This is a genomic window from Rhodoferax sp. (genome assembly GCF_028689305.1).
Taxonomy (GTDB): Bacteria; Pseudomonadota; Gammaproteobacteria; order Burkholderiales; family Burkholderiaceae_C; genus Rhodoferax.
Map to the genome: position 1 here is coordinate 39,048 of NZ_JAQTWM010000008.1, position 19,997 is coordinate 59,044.

The window sequence follows — 19,997 nt, forward strand, 5'->3', positions numbered from 1 at the left end:
CGTGGGCTGGTGATGTGATGGCCTGTCCATCGATCACCAAGACGACAACCATTAAAGGCTAATCCAGCCCGGTTCGTCGCGCCCCTCCCGGCCAGACGAGCCGGGCAGAAATAATTTTCAATCTTGAAATTTTCTGAAAGGGCAACAGCATGAAGACAGGTAATTTGGTCGGCCTCGTGGGCTGGCGCGGCATGGTCGGTTCGGTCCTGATGGACCGTATGGCGCTTGAGGGCGACTTCGCGCTGATCGAGCCGGTCTTCTTCTCCACCTCCAACTCCGGTGGTGAAGCCCCAGCCCAGGCCAAGAACGAAACCACGTTGCAGGACGCGTTCAACATTGACGCGCTCAAGCGCTGCGACATCATCATCAGCTGCCAGGGTGGTGACTACACCACCGAAGTCTTCCCCAAGCTGCGCGCTGCCGGCTGGAACGGCCACTGGATCGACGCCGCCTCCACGCTGCGCATGGACAAGGACGCCGTCATCATCCTGGACCCGGTCAACATGCCGGTCATCCAGAACGCACTGTCCAAGGGTGGCAAGAACTGGATTGGTGGCAATTGCACCGTGAGCTGCATGCTGATGGGTGTGGGCGCCCTGTACAAGGCCGGCCTGGTCGAGTGGATGAGCACCCAGACCTACCAGGCTGCTTCCGGTGGTGGCGCCCAACATATGCGTGAGTTGCTCACGCAATACGGCACGCTCAATGCCGAAGTCAAGGCACTGCTGGACGACCCGAAGAGCGCTATCCTGGAAATCGACCGCAAGGTCATCGCCAAGCAGCGCGCCCTGACCGGCGCCGAAACCGCCAACTTCGGCGTGCCGCTGGGCGGCTCGCTGATTCCCTGGATCGACAAGGATCTGGGCAATGGCCAGTCCCGCGAAGAATGGAAGGGCATGGCCGAGACCAACAAGATCATGGGTCTGGGCGAAGGCTTCAGCGCCCCCGCCATTCCCGTGGACGGCTTCTGCGTGCGCGTGGGCGCCATGCGCTGCCACAGCCAGGCCCTGACCTTCAAGCTGAACAAGGACGTGCCGGTGGCCGACCTGGAAGCCATGATCGCCGCCGACAACCAGTGGGTCAAGGTCGTTCCCAACACCCGCGAGGCCACCGTCAAGGATCTGACACCGGTCGCCGTCACCGGCACCATGTCCATTCCTGTGGGCCGTGTGCGCAAACTGGCGATGGGCCCGCAATACGTGGGCGCCTTCACCATCGGTGACCAACTGCTGTGGGGGGCCGCCGAACCGCTGCGCCGGATGCTGCGCATTTTGCTGCAAGCCTGATCTGACGGTATCCACCCTAACGGCCTGCCGGGTCCCTTGACTCAGAGGGCGGCGGGCCGTTGTCGCTCTACAACATAGAATTGCAGCTTATTCAACGCAAAGTCCCTGCCTGCAAGTTCAGATGCCGTCTTAACTTGTCAGGCTAATCCATTGATGTTATGGTGCTTTTTATTGTTTCAGGATACCGGGCGAGGCGCCCAAGACAGACCACCTGCGACTGGCTGTTCCAACCGGAGTTCACGAATTGATTGCGAAGTCTCATCAATGGCCATTGACCGCCATAGCGGTTGCAGCGCTTATGGGCTTGTGGGGTACCGAGGCAACCGCCTTGTCATTAGGACGCATCACCGTTCAATCAGCATTGGGCGAACCTCTCAAAGCAGAAATCGACGTCCTGGACATCAACGCGGAAGAAGCGGCCTCCCTGCAAGTCAAAGTCGCTGCACCCGAGGTTTTCAGAACTGCCGGCCTTGAATACAACCCCGCCATGGGCAATCTCCAGGCCACATTGCAGCGGCGTGCCGGCGGACGCGCCTACATCATGATCAGCAGTGATCGTGTCATCAGTGAGCCTTTTGTTGACATGATTCTTGAAACCAGCTGGGGCACAGGTCGCATTGTGCGCGACTACACCATGCTGTTTGACCCGCCAAATCTGCGCGTGACTCAACCAACGCCTCCCGTTTCGGCACAGACCACCACACAAACCGTCGCAGCACCCGTAGCCCAAGCCAAAGTTCCCGAACCAACCGTACCTGCGGTTCAACCCAGCAGCGTCAGACCACCGGCGCCAACTCCCGCGCCTGAGCCTGTCAAACCTGTCCCAGTTGCCAAAGCCCCCCCCCCGGTGGCCGTTGTCAAAACAGCGGAGCCACGTAGCCAGTCAGGGGCAGCAACGGTCACGGTGAAGGCGGGAGACACAGCCGGGCGTCTTGCAGCGGCCAACAAACCGGCCAATGTTTCGCTGGATCAGATGCTGGTGGCCCTGCTACGCGCCAATCCTGATGCCTTCATCCATGACAACGTGAACCGTATCAAGGCAGGTGCCATCCTGTCCTTGCCCACGGAGCAGCAGGCCAATGAGACCGCGCCAGAACAGGCGCGCCAGATCATCGTGGCCCAAAGCCAGGACTTCAACAAGTTCCGCCGTGAATTTGCTGACAATGCCCCCATGGCCACAGTCACGCCTGCCAAGCGAGAGGTGCGTGGCAAGGTTGAGGCCTCCGTCGTTGACAAAGCTCCTGTTGCTCCGACGCCAGATAAGCTAACGTTATCCAAAGGCGCCATCCAGGGAAAAACCGCTGAAGACCAGGTGGCTCAGGCACGCAGCAAACAAGAAGCCAGCAGCCGTAGCGCCGAATTGGCCAAAAACATCAGCGAACTCAACCGACTTGCCGCTGCCGCCAGTGCCCCAGCGCCAGCCGCGGCCTCAAAACCCGCTGTCAGCGCGGTCGCGCCAGCACTGCCGGCGGTTTCTACAGCGTTGCCTGTCTCGGCTGCACCAGCCCCGGCCCCCTCAACCAGTGTCAAGCCGCCACCGCCCAAACCGAAGCCAGCCGCAGCACCACCCACGCCCATGCCGGAGCCAAGCTTCCTGGATGATCTTCTGGAAAACCCCCTGCTACCCGCAGGTGCTGCCGGTCTGATTGCCCTGCTGGCAGGCCTGGGTTTTTACAAAGTCCGGCAACGCCGCAAGGAAGCTCAGCTTGACAGCTCTTTTGTTGAAAGCAAGTGGCGGCCCGACTCGTTCCTGGGGGCCAGTGGTGGCCAGAACGTGGACACCAACGACGACAACATCGCTACCGGGTCCTCCATGGTTTACTCGCCAAGCCAGCTCGACGCCGTCGATGACGTCGACCCTGTGGCCGAAGCGGATGTCTATCTCGCCTACGGGCGCGACCTTCAGGCCGAGGAAATCCTCAAGGATGCCCTGCGCAACAACCCGCAACGCCTGGCGATTCACCACAAGCTGCTGGAGATCTACACCAAGCGGCGCGATACCAAGGGGTTTGAGGCCACCGCCACGCTGGCTTTCAACATCACCAATGGCAGCGGCAGCGATTGGGAACAAATATGCGAAAAAGGGCTCTCCATCGACCCCGACAACGCCTTGTATCGCCCAGGTGGCTTGCCAGAACCCGTGCTGAGTTCAGCGCCCCCTGCCGCTGCCATGGAGGTCAGTACCCCAACAATGGCGCCGGCTGTCGAGCCGGAACCTGTTGCTGAGCTGACGCTGCCCAAAGACAGCAAGATGGATCTGGATCTGGACCTTGATTTTTCTCTGGACGAGACGGCGCCAAACACGCCAAAACCGACATCTCCAGCCCCCGATCTGTCCGCCCTGGACATCTCCCTTGACCTCACAGAGCCACCCGAAATCGCACCTCCTGTGGAGCCAGCACCCAACTTGGTCAGCCTGCCCGATCCCGCACCAGCCGCGCCGGCGATACCCAGCCCCGCCGTCAGTCCCGAGATCGACAACGCCAGTCTGTTTGGCAACCTCGACTTTTCGATGCCCTTGCCCGAACTCGACTCGTCGAAAGCCGGTGATGTTGCGAGCCAGGCCCCCAATCTGACAGCAACTGAGCCGACAACCCAGGCCGCGCCTGCTGCCGACGGCGATTTGATGTCATTTGATCTGGACTCGCTGTCACTGGATCTGGGCGAAGAGCCGACCACTGAGGCGGGCCATCTCGCCAGCACGGCGGAAGACCCGCTGGAAACCAAGCTGGCGTTGGCCGAGGAGTTCCGGGCCATTGGTGATGATGATGGCGCTCGTGCGCTGATTGAAGAAGTGATTGCAGAAGCCTCGGGGGACATGAAAGCCAAAGCCCAACGTGCGCTGAGCAAGCTTTGATCTTCTGTGCAGAGCCACGGGAGCAGCGTGAGACTGGCGCTTGGCATCAGCTACAACGGACTGGCGTATCAGGGCTGGCAAAGTCAGCCATCCGGCCAGACGGTGCAGGACAAACTGGAAAAAGCGCTGGGTGAGTTTTCGGCACAACACGTCTCCACCCTGTGCGCCGGCCGCACCGACGCCGGCGTCCACGGCCTGATGCAGGTCGTCCACTTTGACACCTCACTGGATCGCGCTGAAGCCTCCTGGGTCCGCGGTCCCAACGCCCTGCTCCCCCATGACATCGCCGTGCAATGGGCCAGATCCGTTCCCGCCAAATTCCATTGCCGCGCCAGTGCCTTGTCACGGCGTTACGCCTATATCCTGCTGGACTCGCCGGTGCGGCCCAGCATCGACACCGGACGGGTTGGCTGGGTCTACAAGCCGCTGGACCTGCAGCGCATGCAGCAAGCTGCCGGGTACCTGCTCGGTGAACACGACTTCACCTCGTTTCGCGCCAGTGCCTGCCAGGCGCTGTCGCCGGTCAAAAACCTGATGCGTCTTGATATCACCCGCTGGGGTGTCTATTGGCGCTTCGAATTTGAAGCCAACGCCTTTTTGCACCACATGATCCGCAACATCATGGGCTGCCTGATCATGGTCGGTGATGGCCGCAGGTCACCAGAGTGGGTACGTGGTGTACTGGCGGCCTGTGATCGCGACGCCGCCGCCCCGACCTTCTCCCCCCATGGCCTGTATTTTTTGGGCCCTCGTTATGCCCCCATCTGGGGCTTGCCCGATCACCCCAGTCTGCTTGACGGGTTACCAGGAGCCGCGTGATGCCGGATGCACAAACCACCCCCCCGACCCCGCAGAGTCGAACCCGCATCAAGATGTGTGGACTGACCCGTGAGCAGGATGTGGATGCCGCTGTGGCCGCCGGAGCCGACGCCATCGGCTTCGTGCTGTACGACAAGAGCCCTCGGTACGTATCGGCCCGGCGCGCCGCCGAACTGGCCAGACGACTGCCCCCGTTCGTGACCCCGGTTTTGTTGTTTGTCAACGAAGATTTATCAAAAATAATAGCAAACTGCGCCCTGCTGCCGGGGGCTATGGCCCAATTTCATGGCGATGAATCACCGCAGGACTGCTGGGCCGCCAGCGAACTGGGCCGGCGCCCCTACTTGCGTGCCGCACGTATTCCCCTTGGCGCGGCCGGACAGGGTTTTGATCTTTTAAAATTCACCCAAGATTATTCACAGGCTCAAGCCATCCTGCTCGACGCGCACAGCGACGGTTATGGTGGTGCCGGGCAAACATTCAATTGGTCACAGCTTCCACCAAACGTCAACGCTCACCTCGTCTTGAGTGGTGGGCTGAACGCTGCCAACGTGATCGATGGCATCAGGCAGGTGCGCCCGCGCTGTCAAACACTGGCGGTTGATGTCAGCTCAGGCATTGAAGTGCCGGGCCACAAAGGCATCAAAGACCCCACCAGAATCCGCGAGTTTGTCGCCGCCGTTCGTCAGGCTGACCAACTCTTGAATGCCAAATAACCCCTTAGCCCGCGTCAATCAATCGCAGGGCGCTATGAATTTAATAACGCCATGTTCCACTACCAACAACCCGACCCACGCGGTCACTTCGGCATCTACGGGGGCAGTTTTGCCTCCGAGACGCTGACCCACGCCATCCATGAGCTGAAACAGGCTTACGCCAAATACCAGTTCGATCCGGCCTTCATCGCCGAGTTCGAGTACGAACTGGCCCACTTTGTCGGCCGCCCCTCCCCCACCTACCACGCCGCGCGCATGAGCCGCGAGCAAGGCGGCGCGCAAATCTTCTTGAAGCGTGAAGACCTCAACCACACCGGCGCGCACAAGATCAACAACACCATCGGCCAGGCCATGCTGGCCAAACGCATGGGCAAACCGCGCGTGATTGCCGAAACCGGCGCCGGTCAGCACGGTGTCGCCACCGCCACCATCTGCGCCCGCTACGGGCTGGAATGTGTGGTCTACATGGGGGCCGAAGATGTCAAGCGCCAAAGCCCCAACGTCTACCGCATGAAACTGCTCGGGGCCACCGTGGTGCCCGTCACCAGCGGCAGCCGCACCCTCAAAGACGCGCTGAACGAAGCCATGCGCGACTGGGTCGCCAATGTGGACAACACCTTCTACATCATCGGCACCGTGGCCGGCCCCCATCCCTACCCGATGATGGTGCGCGATTTCCAGAGCGTCATCGGCAAGGAATGCCTGGTGCAGCTGCCCGACATGCTCAAAGCCGCAGGCTGCAAAACCGACCAGCCCGACGCGGTGGTCGCCTGCGTGGGCGGCGGCTCCAACGCCATGGGCATCTTCTACCCCTACATCCCTTATGAAGCCACCCGACTGATTGGGGTGGAAGCGACTGGAGAGGGCATCGACAGCGGCAAGCACTCGGCCTCCATCCAGCGCGGCAGCCCCGGCGTGCTGCACGGCAACCGCACCTATGTGCTGCAAGACGACAACGGCCAGGTGACTGAAACCCACAGCATCAGCGCCGGGCTGGACTACCCCGGTGTCGGCCCCGAGCATGCCTATCTGCACGACATTGGCCGCGCCGAATACGTGGGCATCACCGACAAGGAAGCGCTGGAAGCCTTCCATTACCTGTGCCGCACCGAGGGCATCATCCCCGCGCTCGAATCCAGCCACGCCGTGGCCTACGCCATGAAACTGGCGAAAACCATGCGTCCAGACCAGTCGATCCTGGTCAACCTGTCAGGCCGTGGCGACAAGGACATCGGAACCGTGGCCGACCTGAGCCACGCTGACTTTTATTGCCGCCCCAGCTGCCAAGGCCAATCGGTCAAAGGCAGCCTGGCCGCTGACGAAGCCATTGTGAAGGTCGTGAAATGAGCCGCATCGCATCCACTTTTACCCAACTCAAGGCCCAGGGTCGCAAGGCGCTGATCCCCTTCGTCACCGCCGGATTCCCGTTTGCCGACATCACGCCCGAGCTGATGCATGCCATGGTGGCCGGTGGGGCCGACGTGATCGAACTCGGCGTGCCGTTTTCCGACCCCAGCGCCGATGGCCCGGTGATCCAGCAAGCCGGTGACAAGGCGCTGGCCGCAGGCATCGGCATGGTGCAGGTGCTCGACATGGTGCGCCGCTTTCGCCAGCAAAACAACACCACACCGGTGGTGCTGATGGGTTATGCCAACCCGGTGGAACGCTACAACCAGAAGCATGGCGCTACCACATCCTCAGCAGCTGGTGCACCATCCACAAGCGCTACCAGCCCATTTGTCCGTGATGCAGCCGCAGCCGGGGTGGACGGCGTGCTGATCGTCGACTACCCGCCCGAAGAGTGCGAGGAATTCGCCGCCGAACTCAAGGCCCACCAGCTGGATCTGATCTTTTTGCTGGCCCCCACCTCCACCGATGAGCGTATGCAGCAGGTGGCCCGCATTGCCAGCGGCTACGTGTACTACGTGTCGCTCAAAGGCGTCACCGGCTCAGGTGCGCTGGACACCGGCGCGGTCGAGGCCATGTTGCCGCGCATCCGCCAGCATGTCAGCGTCCCGGTGGGTGTGGGTTTTGGCATCCGTGATGCCACCACGGCCAAAGCCATTGGCAAGGTGGCCGATGCGGTGGTGATTGGCAGCAAGATCATTCAGCTGATCGACCCACAGCCGCGTGACCAGGTGGCGGCCACGGCGCAGACCTTCCTGCGCGAGATTCGCACCGCGCTGGATTCATAATCCCGCCATTGCCATTTGGCGAGACACAGGCTGGCAACCCCCGTCAGCCTGGCTCACAAACCCAGGAGAAAAGCATGAGTTGGCTCGAAAAATTGCTCCCCCCGAAAATCCAGCATACCGACCCGAAAGAGCGGCGCACGGTGCCAGAAGGCGTGTGGATCAAATGCCCGGCCTGCGACACGGTGTTGTACAAGACCGATCTGGAGCAAAACCAGAATGTCTGTCCCAGTTGCAGCCACCATCACCGCATCGGCGCACGCGCGCGGCTCAACGTCTTTCTGGACAACGAAGGCCGTTTTGAGATCGGCCAGGAAGTGTTGCCGGTGGATGCGCTCAAGTTCAAGGACAGCCGCAAGTACCCGGAACGCCTGAAAGAAGCGCTGGAAAACACCGGCGAGACCGATGCACTGGTGGTTATGGGGGGTACGGTCATGGGCATTGGCCTGGTGGCGGCCTGCTTTGAATTTGAATTCATGGGCGGCAGCATGGGCTCGGTCGTGGGGGAACGCTTCGCCCGCGGTGTCCAGACCGCTATCGAGCAGAAAGTACCGTTTGTGTGTTTCACCGCCACCGGCGGCGCCCGCATGCAGGAAGGCTTGCTGTCGCTGATGCAGATGGCCAAGACCAATGCGTCACTGACCCATCTGGCCAAGAAAGGCCTGCCCTTTATCAGTGTGCTGACTGACCCGACCATGGGCGGCGTCAGCGCCGGTTTTGCCTTTTTGGGTGATGTGGTGATTGCCGAACCCAAGGCGCTGATCGGTTTTGCCGGGCCACGGGTGATTGAATCGACCGTGCGGGTCAAGCTGCCCGATGGCTTTCAGCGCGCCGAATTCCTGCAAACCAAGGGGGCAGTGGACCTGATCTGCGACCGGCGCGAGCTGCGCAAAACCATTGCCAACACCCTGGCCATGCTGACGCGCCAAAGCGCGGATGCCGTAGCCTGATAGATCAGAAACAGCCCACCGGCAGGCATAGACATCCCGCCAGGGTGCCGTCTCAAAAAGCCATCAACGCCGCCGCCTGCAAATGCCCCAGCACAATGGCGGCAATTTGCAGGATGACCAGCAGCGCCAGCGGAGACAAGTCCACCCCACCCACCAGCGGCAGCACACGCCGGATCGGCACCAGGGGCGGTGCCACCAGCCGTTCAATCACGTCGGCCACGACCGATTGGGTGGCGACCCAGGACAGCACCGCGTAGACGATCACCATCCCGGTCATGCCGGAAATCGCCATGCGCAAGACGCCAAAACCAGCCAGGATCGGCACGGCAAACAGCCCACCGGCTGCCCCCGCCAGCAACCATAACAGGCCAAATTCGGCCAATTGCAGCAGATAGGCAGCCACCAGGCTGGCCGTGTCAAGCGCCCCCACCGAAGGCAACACCCGGCGCAGCGGCAGCACAATCCAGTCCGTCAAGGCAAACACCAACCGGCCCAGCGGGTTGCCCGAGCGGGCCGACATCGGGATGCGCTGGTACTGCATATACAGGCGCAGCAAACAGGCCCCGCTCAAAAAACCGGTCACAACCTCCAGCAGCAGGGAAACAATTTGGTACAGCATGGCACATCAAAATCCAGGAAATAGGTCACCGCATCATAGCCACACCCCAGCCACTTAAAATAGCCGGTTTCGCCAGGACACAAGCTACGTGTTCCGGCGCGCCATTTTTATCCCCCAGCTCATTGATTGCCTTCCATGTCTGAACACACCACTGCCGCCTTACCCCAGGACGAAAACCAGCTGATTCAGGAGCGGCGCGACAAGCTCAAGGCCATGCGCCTGGCCCAGCTAGACGGCAAGGGCGTGGCCTTCCCCAACGATTTCAAGCCCGCTGATCACGCCGCCGACCTGTTTGCCGCCCATGCCGGTCAAACCCCGGAAGGCCTGCTGGAACAAGGTGCCAAGGCCAAGGTGGCGGGACGCATGATGCTCAAACGTGTCATGGGCAAGGCCAGCTTTGCCACCCTGCAGGACAGCACCGGCCGCATCCAGGTCTACATCAAGCGCGACGATCTGGGTGAAGACATCTACAACGCGTTCAAACACTGGGATCTGGGTGACATCGTGGCCGCCGAAGGGGTGGTGTTCAAGACCAAAACCGGCGAATTGTCGATCCACGCCAGCAGCATCCGGCTGCTGACCAAGAGCCTGCGTCCGATGCCCGACAAATTTCACGGCATGGCCGACCAGGAGGTCAAATACCGCCAGCGTTATGTTGACCTGATGACCGATGAAGCCGCGCGCAAACGTTTCATCGCCCGCAGCAAGGCCGTCAGTGGCATCCGCGAATTCATGGTGTCGCACAACTTCCTGGAAGTGGAAACCCCGATGCTGCACCCGATTCCCGGCGGTGCCAATGCCAAGCCCTTCGTCACGCACCACAATGCCTTGGACCAGCAAATGTTCCTGCGCATTGCGCCCGAGCTGTATCTCAAGCGCCTGATCGTTGGCGGGTTTGACCGTGTGTTCGAGATCAACCGCAACTTCCGCAACGAAGGCATCAGCGTGCGCCACAACCCCGAGTTCACGATGATGGAGTTCTACGCGGCGTACTGGGATTACCAGGACCTGATGACTTTCACCGAAGCGCTGGTGCGTGACGCCGCCACGAAGGCCGTGGGTACCTTGCAACTGAGCTACAACGGCCAGCCGGTGGATTTGGCCAAGCCCTTTGAGCGCCTGACCATCCATGAAGCCATCTGCAAATACACCGAAGCCGGCCAGCCGCTCGGCGATGGCCCTGGGTTGAAAGTGGACAGTGTGCAATGGCTGTTGCCGGCGCTGCGCAAACTGGGCCTGACCGAGGCCAAACACCACCTGTCCACCCGCAGTCTGGCCAGCCTGCAGGTGCTGTACTTTGAAGAAACCGTCGAAGAAAAGCTCTGGCAGCCGACCTTCATCTGTGAACACCCGGTCGAAATCTCACCGCTGGCGCGTGCCAGCGACCACAAGCCCGGCGTCACCGAGCGTTTCGAGCTCTACATCACCGGCCGCGAATTCGGCAACGGCTTCAGCGAGCTCAACGATGCCGAAGAACAGGCCGCCCGCTTCCTGGCCCAGGTGGCAGCCAAGGACAGCGGCGACGACGAAGCCATGTACTACGACCATGACTTTGTCCGGGCGCTGGAATATGGCATGCCGCCCACCGGTGGCTGCGGTATCGGCATTGACCGGTTGATGATGCTGTTGACCGACAGCCCCAGCATCCGTGACGTCATTCTGTTTCCGGCCCTGCGCCGCGAAGTTTAGTAGAAAATCGACCTCTAGCCCGCACAAATAAGGGGCTAGCAGCTATGACAAATGTAGCTAATCATGCTCACATTCCACCCCTGCGCTATCTGCAAGGGTACCCGGCCGACACGCTGGCGCAGGTGGAAAAAATGCTGCAGCAGGACCGTGTGGCCGACTGGTTACGCCAGAAATACCCGCAGGGCCACACCGTGCGCACCGACAAGGCGCTGTTCGATTACGTGCAGGCGCTCAAGAATGAACACCTGCGCGGAGCCGAACCGCTGGCCAAGGTGGCGTTTGACGCCAAGCTGCAGGTGGTGCAGCACGCCCTGGGCACCCACACCACCATCGCCCGGGTGCAGGGCAACAAACTCAAAGCCAAGCGCGAAATCCGCGTCGCTTCGCTGTTCAAGAACGTGCCGCAGGACTTCCTGAAGATGATTGCCGTGCACGAACTGGCCCACCTCAAGGAGCGCGCGCACGACAAGGCGTTTTACCAGCTCTGCAACTACATGGAGCCGCGCTACCACCAGTTGGAGTTTGAAGTGCGGGTGTATCTGACCCATCTGGAGGTGTCAGGGACACGGCTGTGGGATACAGTCGCAACGGAAAAATTCGACAACAGAATGTAGGAAGATTCATCCACCCAAAGCCATGTGGTCTGCTCAACGCTGCGGGCTACTATGACGCGCTGCCCACCTTCCTTGACCACACGGTGGCAGAGCAGTTTGAATGGGTGGAGAAAGCCGACACCTGAAGTCAAACAGGCCCCCGGCAAGATGAACCAATGCCTTCGCGCAAAGGTTTGAGCAAATCGGTCAGGCCGTTATGGTCGATCTCATGCATCAACGCCAACAAGCGGCCGATTTCGCCCTTGGGCACACCCTCGCGCACAAACCAGCGCAAATAGTCACCCGGCAGATCGGCCATCAGGCGGCCCTTGTATTTGCCAAACGGCATGGTGCGGGTCACCAGCAGTTGCAGATCTTCAGGGTTCAACCTAGCCCCCTGCCCGTTTAACCTGGTGGCCCTGGGCCTGCAACAGCGCCATGACACGCTCGCAGTGGTCCCCCTGCACTTCAATCACGCCGTCCTTCACCGTGCCCCCGGAGCCGCAGGCGGTTTTGAGCTGTTTGCCCAGAGCGACCAGCGCGGCATCGTCCAGACTCAGCCCCTTGACCAGGGTGACCCCTTTGCCGGCGCGGCCCTTGGTTTCGCGAGACACTCGCACCACGCCGTCAGACGTTGGTCTGGGTTTGGCCACTGTGCATTGGCAGGCCGCTATTGGCTGGCGGCAAGCCGGGCACATGCGCCCGCTGTCGGTGCTGTAAACCAGGCCGCTGCTGGAGAGTTTGGCTTTCATGAGGGGTTCCGGCTGGAAATCAAAACGCTGATTGTCCAACAGAGCCAGACCGCCGTTCACTGCGTCAAAAAGGAACGCTGCGCGACGTTATTGCCGGCCGAAGCCAAGTCACCACGCTGCTGCTCGGCAATCAGGTAAGACGTCATTTCGGCGGCGGTCAGTGGCTTTGCGATGTGGTAACCCTGGGCTTCATCACAATGGAAGATGCGCAGATGGTTCAGCACATGGTCATCCTCCACCCCTTCCGCGATGGTGCGTAGCCCCAGGCTGTGCGCCATCTGTACCACGGCCCGCACAATGGCGGCATCGTCCGGATCATGCGCCAGATCGCGCACAAAAGATTGGTCAATCTTGAGTTTGTCGACTCTGAAGCGCTTGAGGTAAGACAAGCTTGAATAGCCGGTGCCAAAATCATCAATGGACAACATCACCCCCAGCAGCTTGAGACGTTGTACCGTGGCCAAAATGGTCTCGGTGTTGCGGATCAGGATCGACTCCGTGAGTTCAAGTTCCAGCAGCGCAGGGTCCAACCCCGACTGAGACAGGGCGCGCAGCACAATCGCTTCCAAGTTGCCGCGTTGAAACTGGATGGCCGACAGATTGACCGCCACCGACACTTTGGGTAACCCGGACTGCTGCCAGACAGCGGCCTGCCGACAAGCCTCCATCAACACCCACTCACCGACCGCCACGATCACACCGGTTTCTTCCGCCACCGGGATAAAACGTCCCGGCGGCACCAACCCCAGCGCCGGATGCTGCCAGCGGATCAAGGCCTCGACACCCATCAACGCACCACTGCGCAGGTCGATTTGTGGCTGGTAATGCAACACAAATTCTCCATGTTCCAGCGCATGCCCCATGCCGCTGCGCATCTTCAGGTTCTCCAGCACGTCGTCGTTCATCTGCCTGTTGAAGAAGCGGTAGGTGTTGCGCCCTGCCTCCTTGGCCTGGTACATCGCGGTATCGGCCTTTTTCATCAGCGACTCAAAATCCCGTCCATCGTCGGGATACATGGCAATACCGATAGACACCGTGGTACTCAGTTCATGACCATCAATGGTCATGGGCCGGTGAATGCTTTGCAACAGCTTGTCGAGCACGGGTGCGCCAGCATCGGTATCGGACAATGCCGGCAGCACAATCAGAAATTCGTCCCCCCCCTGGCGGCTGACGGTGTCAGTGTCACGAACACACTGACTGATGCGGGTGGCCACCTTGCGGATCAGCTTATCGCCCACCGTGTGGCCCAGTGAGTCGTTGATGGTCTTGAAGTTGTCCAGGTCAAGGAACAACAACGCCACCTTATTACCTTCCCGGTCTGCGTAAGCCATGGCTTGCTGCAGACGATCAAACGCCAGCAAATGGTTGGGCAGGCCAGTCAGGCCATCGTGGTAGACCAGAAAACGGGCCCGTTCTTCGTTGGCCTTGCGCTCGGTGATGTCTTCGTAAGTACACAGAATGGCGCTCACCTGACCCGCCTGATCACACAACGGCGCCTTGCTGACCACCCGCCAACCCAGACTGCCATCGGCTTTGATGTAGGACTCTTCGATGTTCAGCCGTGGTTGACCGCTGGCCATGACCTGCCGGTCCTCAACACGCCACCGCTGTGCCGACACCTCCGGCGCAATGTCGAAATCGGTCTTGCCAATGAGGTTTTGGGGGCTGGCGTACCCGTAGTCAGCGGCAAACGGTCGGTTGCAGCCAAGGTAGTTGAAGTCCAGGTCTTTCCAAAACACCCGTTGTGGAATGGTGTCGAGCACCGTGCGCAACATCTGCCGCGAGTTGAACAGGTCTTGCTCAGCCGCCCGTTGCAGGCTTTGGGTTTCGGCCACTTTCAGGGCACGCATGACGGCCGGCCCGAGCTTGGCCAAATGTCCCTTGAGCACGTAGTCCGAGGCACCACGGTGTAACGTTTCGATGGCAAACTCCTCCCCCATGGTGCCGCTGACAAACACAAAAGGCAGCTCCGGTGAACGCTGACGCAACAGTTCCAGCGCACTCAAGCCGTCAAAATGTGGCAGCTTGTAATCGGCAAGGACCAAATCGGGGTGCCATGTGTCCAGGGCCTGGACAAAGCTCTCACGTGTCTCAACACGCTGTGCAACAAACACCACACCGGCTTTATGCAACTCGCGCTGGGCGAGTTCGGCATCGGTGGGGGTGTCCTCAAGAATCAGAATGCGTAACGGACGATCCATGACCAGCGTGAGGCAAGGTTACAAGCCCGGTTGTTTGTTGACCAGCAACCAATAAAAGCCCAGTTTGCCGACCACCTTCATGAAGGCATCGAACTCGACCGGCTTACTGACAAAGCTGTTCACACCCAGCTCATAACAGACCCGCATATCACTTTCTTCAGTGGACGAGGTCAGCACCACCACCGGAATCTGCCGGGTCAGCGGGTCGGCCTTCAGGCGACGTAACACATCCAGTCCGTTGAGCTTGGGCAGATGCAAGTCCAGCAGGATGACACGTGGCGGGCTAGCCATGCGACGTCCTGCATAAACACCGGTGCCAAACAGGAAGTCCAGTGCTTCGGCGCCGTCTTTCACCCACATCAGGTTGTTGGCCAGACCGTGTTTCCTCAAGGTGCGCATGGTCAATTCGGCATCTTCCGGGGTGTCCTCCACGAGAAGCACCTCAACCTTGTCCGTCGCGTCACTCATCTTGTGTCGTCCTCAGGGGTGTGGCAGCGTGAAACAGAACGCTGCGCCGTTGTCCAGTTTACCTTCAGCCCAGACTTTGCCGCCGTGCCGAACCACGATCTGGCGAACAATCGCCAAGCCAATGCCGGTACCCTCGAATTCGTCACTGCTGTGCAGGCGCTCGAACACACCAAACAGCTTGTCCACATACTGCATGTCAAAGCCGACACCATTGTCCCGCACACAAAACACGTTGTGCGGACCATCCTCGGTACCCGTGACCTCGATGGTAGCCACCTCACGTGGCAGGGTGAATTTGATGGCATTGCTCAGCAGGTTGATCAGCACCTGGCGCAGCAGCGAAGCATCGGCCAGGGTGGGAGGCAGAGCCCCTATGGACAGGCGCACGTCACGATTCGCATACCAAGGCTGCAACTCGGCAAACACCGTGCGCACCAGGCGCTCCATGTCGACCGGCGCCAGCGCCAGCTGCTGGCGGCCCAGGCGCGAAAACTGCAGGATGTCATCGATCAACTGTCCCATGCGCTCGGTGTTGCCGCGCACGACACACAGCAGGCGTTTACCTTCGTCGTCGAGCTTGTCCTTGTAGTCTTCCATCAGCATTTTGGAAAAACCGTCAATGGCCCGCAGCGGGGTGCGCAAGTCGTGTGAAACCGAATAGCTGAACGACTCGAGCTCCTTGGTGCGCTCGACGATACGGCTTTCCAGATCCTGGTTGAGCTGATTCAGTGCCGCCACGGCAACCTTCAGGTCTGCCGCCGTCTGGTCCAGCGTCCACTCCACGGCATCCAGTTCGTCCAGCGTGTCAGGCATGGGTTGGGGATGGGTTTCAACAGCCTGACGCAGTGGCAACATGCCCGGTACCAGCGCATGTACCTTGTTGGCCAGGTTTTCCAGTCGCGTGGTGATCAGGCGGCGGATCAGTACCACCATGAACAAGGCCACCAGCAGTGTCTTGACCCCGTTGCTGAGCACAATGCTCACCGCACTGTTGAGCAACTGCTGATAGATGCCATCCAGGCTACTGACCACCTCCAGCGCACCAATCTCCGAAACCCGTCCGCGATTCTCATACAGCAGTGCATAACGCCGGGTGATGACATTGGGCGTTGCTACCTTGCGCGACACCCAAGCTCTGGCGGTGTCGGCGGCGATCACCCGCACCTCCACCAGGTCAGGCAACAAGATCAGGGCATCAATGGCCCGCTGAATCTGCTTTTCGTCAAAGTCCCACACGCTGCCGGCAATGGTAGGCACGTAAATCGCAATGCCATCCAGCTCACGATCCAGGGCCTTGCGCAGGCCTCGGTATTCAAATGCCAGTTGCACCACCGAGATGAACAGCGTGATCACCGTGCTGAACGCGATGATGAGCACGATCAGGCGGCGCCCGATCTGGTTTTTTTCGCCAAACAGCAAGCGGGTCAATGAATTCATCGTTCGTTAGTTCTGCCAGATTCCGGACTCAAGGCAACCACCCCAGTTCGCGCTCAACCTGTTGCTGGTAGACCTGCATCAAACCCTGAGCCTTCATTTGTTTCAAGACCGCCGCCAGCCGTGGGGCAAGCGCGGCATGTTTTTTGTTCAGATAGGGATAGGTCGGGATGCTCTTGCCCAGGCTGATCACCCTGCGCACTTGGGCCACATTGGCCAGGCTCTTGAACTCGGGTGAATGGAGTTCCTGCTGCACATAAACGTCAATCTCGCAGTACAGGTCGGTGCGGCCAGTCAGCATTTTTTTCAGGCCCTGCTCCCGGGTTGAAACGTCCGACAAGTGCTCGGACGCGACCAGCGGTTTCAGCGTACTCTCACACAGCAACAATCCACGCCGGTATTCCACCTGAAATTTGGCAGCGCGCAAGTCCTCCAGCCGTGCCAGACGCAACGCCGGATTGGCGCTGTAGAGCGAAAACCCGATGTCAACCACCGACTCCTCGACCCGAACCAGATAGGGGCGGTCTGCGCCATACTCATACACGCGGGATAGCTCGGCATCGGCCAGCCCCTGCTCCACCATGGCCGCACCACGCGCCAGCGTGTAGTGCTCCATGCGAAACGGAATGCCCAGACGCTTGAAGGCCTCGGTATAGATCAGCCAACCCAGGCGGCTGCCCCAGGTGTCAGGTTCGCCGCCGGCTGTGACGATGAACGGTCTGTCTGCGATCGCTGGGGTTTGGCTGAGGACAGGTGTGGCAGCCAAGGTCAAACAAACCACCACCAGCCCACACAGCAGTTGAACGCCTGCCCGCCATTGAGATCGGGTGCGACCAGCGTGAGCTCGCGTCCGATGAGTGTCTGGTGCATCCGTGCGCATGGTGGGGATTTCCTCGTTGGACATGGACGACTTGTCAGGGTCTGGCACCCGCCGAGAGTTCTGCCTGTTTGCGGTAAGCGGCAAACAGGCCCTGGGCTTTCATTTGTTTAAAAATGGCCGCCAGGCGCGGAGCCAGAGCGGCATGTTTTTTATATAAATAGGTGTATGTTGGAACCGTTGCAACATCGAACAGTTTGCGCACCCGGCCGGCGTCCTTCCGCTCGCCTGACTGCCGTACATCGTCGACAAAGGCTTCAATGTCGCAATACACGTCAGTACGTCCGGCCAACAGCTTTTTGACCCCTTGTTCGGTGGCGGTGACAGTGGACAGGTGCTCAGGCATTGTGACCTGTTTCAGGAAGTTCTCACACACCAAAATGCCTCGACGGTATTCCGCCACGGTATTGGCAGGCAAATCTGCCAGTTGGCGAATCTGTCGTTCGGGCTGAGCCGTGAACAGCGAGAAAGTGAAGTCCATCAATGATTCTTCCACCCGCACCAACTCAGGATGAGAATCGCCGTAGCTGTAAATGCGTGACATTTCGCCATCAATGGCCCCGGCTTCGACCATGGCATTGCGGCGCGCCAGTGGAATGTTGGTGATTTCCATCGTGGCCCCTAAACGCCGGAAGGCTTCCTGCCCGATGAGCAAACCCCATTTGTAGGCGATCGCATTGGGAGTGGCATCGCCAGCCATGACGAAATGCCTGGGCTGCTCGGCAGGAACCTGATCTGGTGCGGAACAAACAGGCCCCGCTGCACAAAACAACAGAAGAAGCAACCCGGCTGACGGTCCCACGGAAAGTTTCCGAACGACACATGGAGGAAGTGATTTCATCAACGACATTGAAACCCGAATGCGATTGGACCAGAACCAGACCGTCTGATCGGAGTTGGGCAGTATCGTGGAATTTCATCGATCACCATCCGACTTAAATCAAGAACTTGCAGAAACCTGGAGCACAAGTTAAGGTCACCAGAGCTTGATCGACAGAACCGTTTTACAGCAACACCCCCAGCCTGGCCGCAGCTTCGCGCAGCGCCGCCGTGTCATACCCGGCGTAACCAAACAGCCAACCCCGGCGTTTGGACTCCATGCAGTAGCGCGACAGCGGTGCCAGCAGCAGGCCAGCCGCCTGGGCACGGGCGGACAGGGTCTGGTCATCCGCACCGGCAGGCAACTCGTGCAGCAGGTGCAGGCCCTGTTCGCTGGGTTGCAGCAGCAGTTGCCCTCGGGTCGCCTGGGCCAACGCGTCAATCAACACCTGCTGGCGCTGCGGGTACAGCTCACGCATGCGGCGCAGGTGGCGCAGCAAATGCCCCTCGGTGATGAAGCGCGCCAGCACTTCCTGGGTGTCGCCTGGTGCGTGGCGGTCACTGATGGCGCGGGCCATGGCAAAGGCGCTGGTCAGCGCCAGCGGCAGCACGATGAAACCCAGGCGCAGCCCCGGGTGCAGCGTCTTGGAAAACGTGCCCACGTACAGCACGCGCTCGGCATGCGGCAGGCTGCACAGCGCGGGCAGGCGGTGGGTGCCGTACTGGAACTCGCCGTCGTAGTCGTCCTCCACGATCCAGCTCTGTTGGGCGTTGGCCCAGTCCAGCAAGGCCAGGCGGCGTTTCAGGCTCATGCGCACGCCGGTGGGGAACTGCGAGGTCGGTGTCACCACGACCAGCCGTGCGGCAGGCCAGCGCTTGGCAGCTTGTTCCACAACAAGGCCTTCGTCATCGATGGGCACCGGGCGCACCGTAACCCCGTGGCCGCTCAAGCTGGCGCGAATGCCGGGGTAGCCAGGGTCTTCCACCAGCGCTTCATCGCCCACGTCCAGCAGCAGGCGGCCAATCAGGTCGATGGCCTGCTGCGAGCCCGAGCACACCAGCACCTGCGCCGCCTCGCAGCGGATGCCGCGTGAGGCCCACAGCCACTGTGCAATCGCCTCCCTCAGCGCCGGGGCACCGGCAGGGTCCAGGTACTGCGCTTGTGCCACGCGCTGGGCCTTGCTGGTCTGGCGTGCCAGCCGGTCCCACACGGCAAACGGAAAGCTGGCGACCTCGGGCGCACCAATGCGAAACGGCGCGGCCGCCTGCAAGGGCGGGTTCCAGCGCAGCACGGTGTCGGCAATCAACTGCCCGCGTTGCGACAGGCTGGCGCTGATCGGGGGATGCAGCGCCGCGCGTTGGGGCGAAGGCTGGCGCGCAGGTGTTTGCAAGCCCCCCAGGTCGTCGGCCACATAGCTACCGTCGCCCACGCGGGCCACCACATAGCCCTCGGACTGCAGGCGCTCCATGGCCCACAGCACGCTGTTGCGCGACACGCCCAGGGTGCGGGCCTGCTCGCGCGAGGCGGGCAGGCGCGTGCCGGGCTGGAAGGTGCCTTGCTCCATGGCTCGGCGCAGCTCCAGGTAGACGCGTTGGCGCACGGTATCGGCACGCGGTGTGCTGGCATTGGCCCTTTGGAGCATGTTGGATTGGCCCTTTGCAAAGCGTTTGAAGTTTATAAACTGAGGAACCATTCTATAAACCCATACCCAACACGGAAGA

18 protein-coding genes are annotated in these 19,997 nt (G+C 60.6%); 9 read left to right on the forward strand and 9 right to left on the reverse strand.

The genetic code is table 11. The annotated features are described in order from the left end of the window. The first annotated feature begins 149 nt into the window (after window positions 1-149). The 7 genes from asd (at window position 150) to accD (ending at window position 8,820) form a co-directional block, all read left to right on the forward strand. Window positions 150-1,286, forward strand: a complete 1,137-nt coding sequence (gene asd / locus PHW99_RS03140; RefSeq protein WP_300173718.1) for an aspartate-semialdehyde dehydrogenase — start codon at window positions 150-152, stop codon at window positions 1,284-1,286. 328 nt (window positions 1,287-1,614) lie between these two features. Further along, window positions 1,615-4,143: a FimV/HubP family polar landmark protein gene (locus PHW99_RS03145; protein WP_366912952.1), complete on the forward strand. Its 2,529-nt coding sequence runs from the start codon at window positions 1,615-1,617 to the stop codon at window positions 4,141-4,143. Between the two features lie 27 nt (window positions 4,144-4,170). Continuing rightward, window positions 4,171-4,962: a tRNA pseudouridine(38-40) synthase TruA gene (truA, locus tag PHW99_RS03150; protein WP_300173722.1), complete on the forward strand. Its 792-nt coding sequence runs from the start codon at window positions 4,171-4,173 to the stop codon at window positions 4,960-4,962. Further along, window positions 4,962-5,678: a phosphoribosylanthranilate isomerase gene (locus PHW99_RS03155; protein WP_300173724.1), complete on the forward strand. Its 717-nt coding sequence runs from the start codon at window positions 4,962-4,964 to the stop codon at window positions 5,676-5,678. The genes truA and PHW99_RS03155 overlap by 1 nt, the downstream gene beginning before the upstream one ends. Before the next feature lie 51 nt (window positions 5,679-5,729). After that, window positions 5,730-7,025: a tryptophan synthase subunit beta gene (trpB, locus tag PHW99_RS03160; RefSeq protein WP_300173726.1), complete on the forward strand. Its 1,296-nt coding sequence runs from the start codon at window positions 5,730-5,732 to the stop codon at window positions 7,023-7,025. Then, window positions 7,022-7,873: a tryptophan synthase subunit alpha gene (gene trpA, locus PHW99_RS03165; protein ID WP_300173728.1), complete on the forward strand. Its 852-nt coding sequence runs from the start codon at window positions 7,022-7,024 to the stop codon at window positions 7,871-7,873. Before trpB ends, trpA begins: the two co-directional genes overlap by 4 nt. Window positions 7,874-7,947: 74 nt before the next feature. Next, window positions 7,948-8,820, forward strand: coding sequence for an acetyl-CoA carboxylase, carboxyltransferase subunit beta (gene accD, locus PHW99_RS03170; protein ID WP_300173730.1), 873 nt, complete (start codon window positions 7,948-7,950; stop codon window positions 8,818-8,820). A gap of 52 nt (window positions 8,821-8,872) precedes the next feature. On the opposite strand, the gene PHW99_RS03175 is transcribed toward accD, so the two are convergent. After that, a complete protein-coding gene (locus PHW99_RS03175) occupies window positions 8,873-9,439 on the reverse strand; it encodes a YggT family protein (RefSeq protein ID WP_300173732.1) in 567 nt (188 codons plus the stop codon). Window positions 9,440-9,574: 135 nt separating this feature from the next. Here PHW99_RS03175 and lysS point away from each other — a divergent pair, with 135 nt between their 5' ends. Both lysS and PHW99_RS03185 read left to right on the forward strand, forming a co-directional pair. Next, window positions 9,575-11,128 carry a lysine--tRNA ligase gene (lysS, locus tag PHW99_RS03180; RefSeq protein ID WP_300173735.1) on the forward strand — a complete coding sequence of 518 codons (1,554 nt, stop codon included), beginning with the start codon at window positions 9,575-9,577 and terminating at the stop codon, window positions 11,126-11,128. 44 nt (window positions 11,129-11,172) lie between these two features. Beyond that, window positions 11,173-11,742, forward strand: coding sequence for a YgjP-like metallopeptidase domain-containing protein (locus PHW99_RS03185; RefSeq protein WP_300173737.1), 570 nt, complete (start codon window positions 11,173-11,175; stop codon window positions 11,740-11,742). Between the two features lie 127 nt (window positions 11,743-11,869). Here the strand turns inward: PHW99_RS03185 and PHW99_RS03195 are convergent, their stop codons facing one another. From PHW99_RS03195 to PHW99_RS03230, 8 genes are all read right to left on the reverse strand, one after another. Then, window positions 11,870-12,109: a DUF3820 family protein gene (locus tag PHW99_RS03195; RefSeq protein ID WP_300173739.1), complete on the reverse strand. Its 240-nt coding sequence runs from the start codon at window positions 12,107-12,109 to the stop codon at window positions 11,870-11,872. 1 nt (window position 12,110) lies between these two features. Then, a complete protein-coding gene (locus tag PHW99_RS03200; protein WP_300173741.1) occupies window positions 12,111-12,473 on the reverse strand; it encodes a translation initiation factor Sui1 in 363 nt (120 codons plus the stop codon). Window positions 12,474-12,529: 56 nt separating this feature from the next. Then, window positions 12,530-14,677, reverse strand: coding sequence for an EAL domain-containing protein (locus PHW99_RS03205; protein WP_300173743.1), 2,148 nt, complete (start codon window positions 14,675-14,677; stop codon window positions 12,530-12,532). Window positions 14,678-14,695: 18 nt separating this feature from the next. Further along, window positions 14,696-15,145, reverse strand: a complete 450-nt coding sequence (locus PHW99_RS03210; RefSeq protein WP_300173745.1) for a response regulator — start codon at window positions 15,143-15,145, stop codon at window positions 14,696-14,698. Window positions 15,146-15,157: 12 nt separating this feature from the next. Further along, on the reverse strand, window positions 15,158-16,582 hold the full coding sequence (locus PHW99_RS03215; protein ID WP_300173748.1) for an ATP-binding protein: 1,425 nt from the start codon (window positions 16,580-16,582) through the stop codon (window positions 15,158-15,160). A gap of 28 nt (window positions 16,583-16,610) precedes the next feature. Beyond that, entirely contained in the window at window positions 16,611-17,345 is a 735-nt protein-coding gene (locus PHW99_RS03220) for a hypothetical protein (RefSeq protein ID WP_300173750.1), read from the reverse strand. Between the two features lie 148 nt (window positions 17,346-17,493). Beyond that, window positions 17,494-18,306, reverse strand: coding sequence for a transporter substrate-binding domain-containing protein (locus tag PHW99_RS03225; protein ID WP_300173752.1), 813 nt, complete (start codon window positions 18,304-18,306; stop codon window positions 17,494-17,496). A 154-nt stretch (window positions 18,307-18,460) separates the two neighbouring features. Further along, a complete protein-coding gene (locus PHW99_RS03230) occupies window positions 18,461-19,918 on the reverse strand; it encodes a PLP-dependent aminotransferase family protein (protein WP_300173754.1) in 1,458 nt (485 codons plus the stop codon). Between the last annotated feature and the right edge of the window lie 79 nt (window positions 19,919-19,997).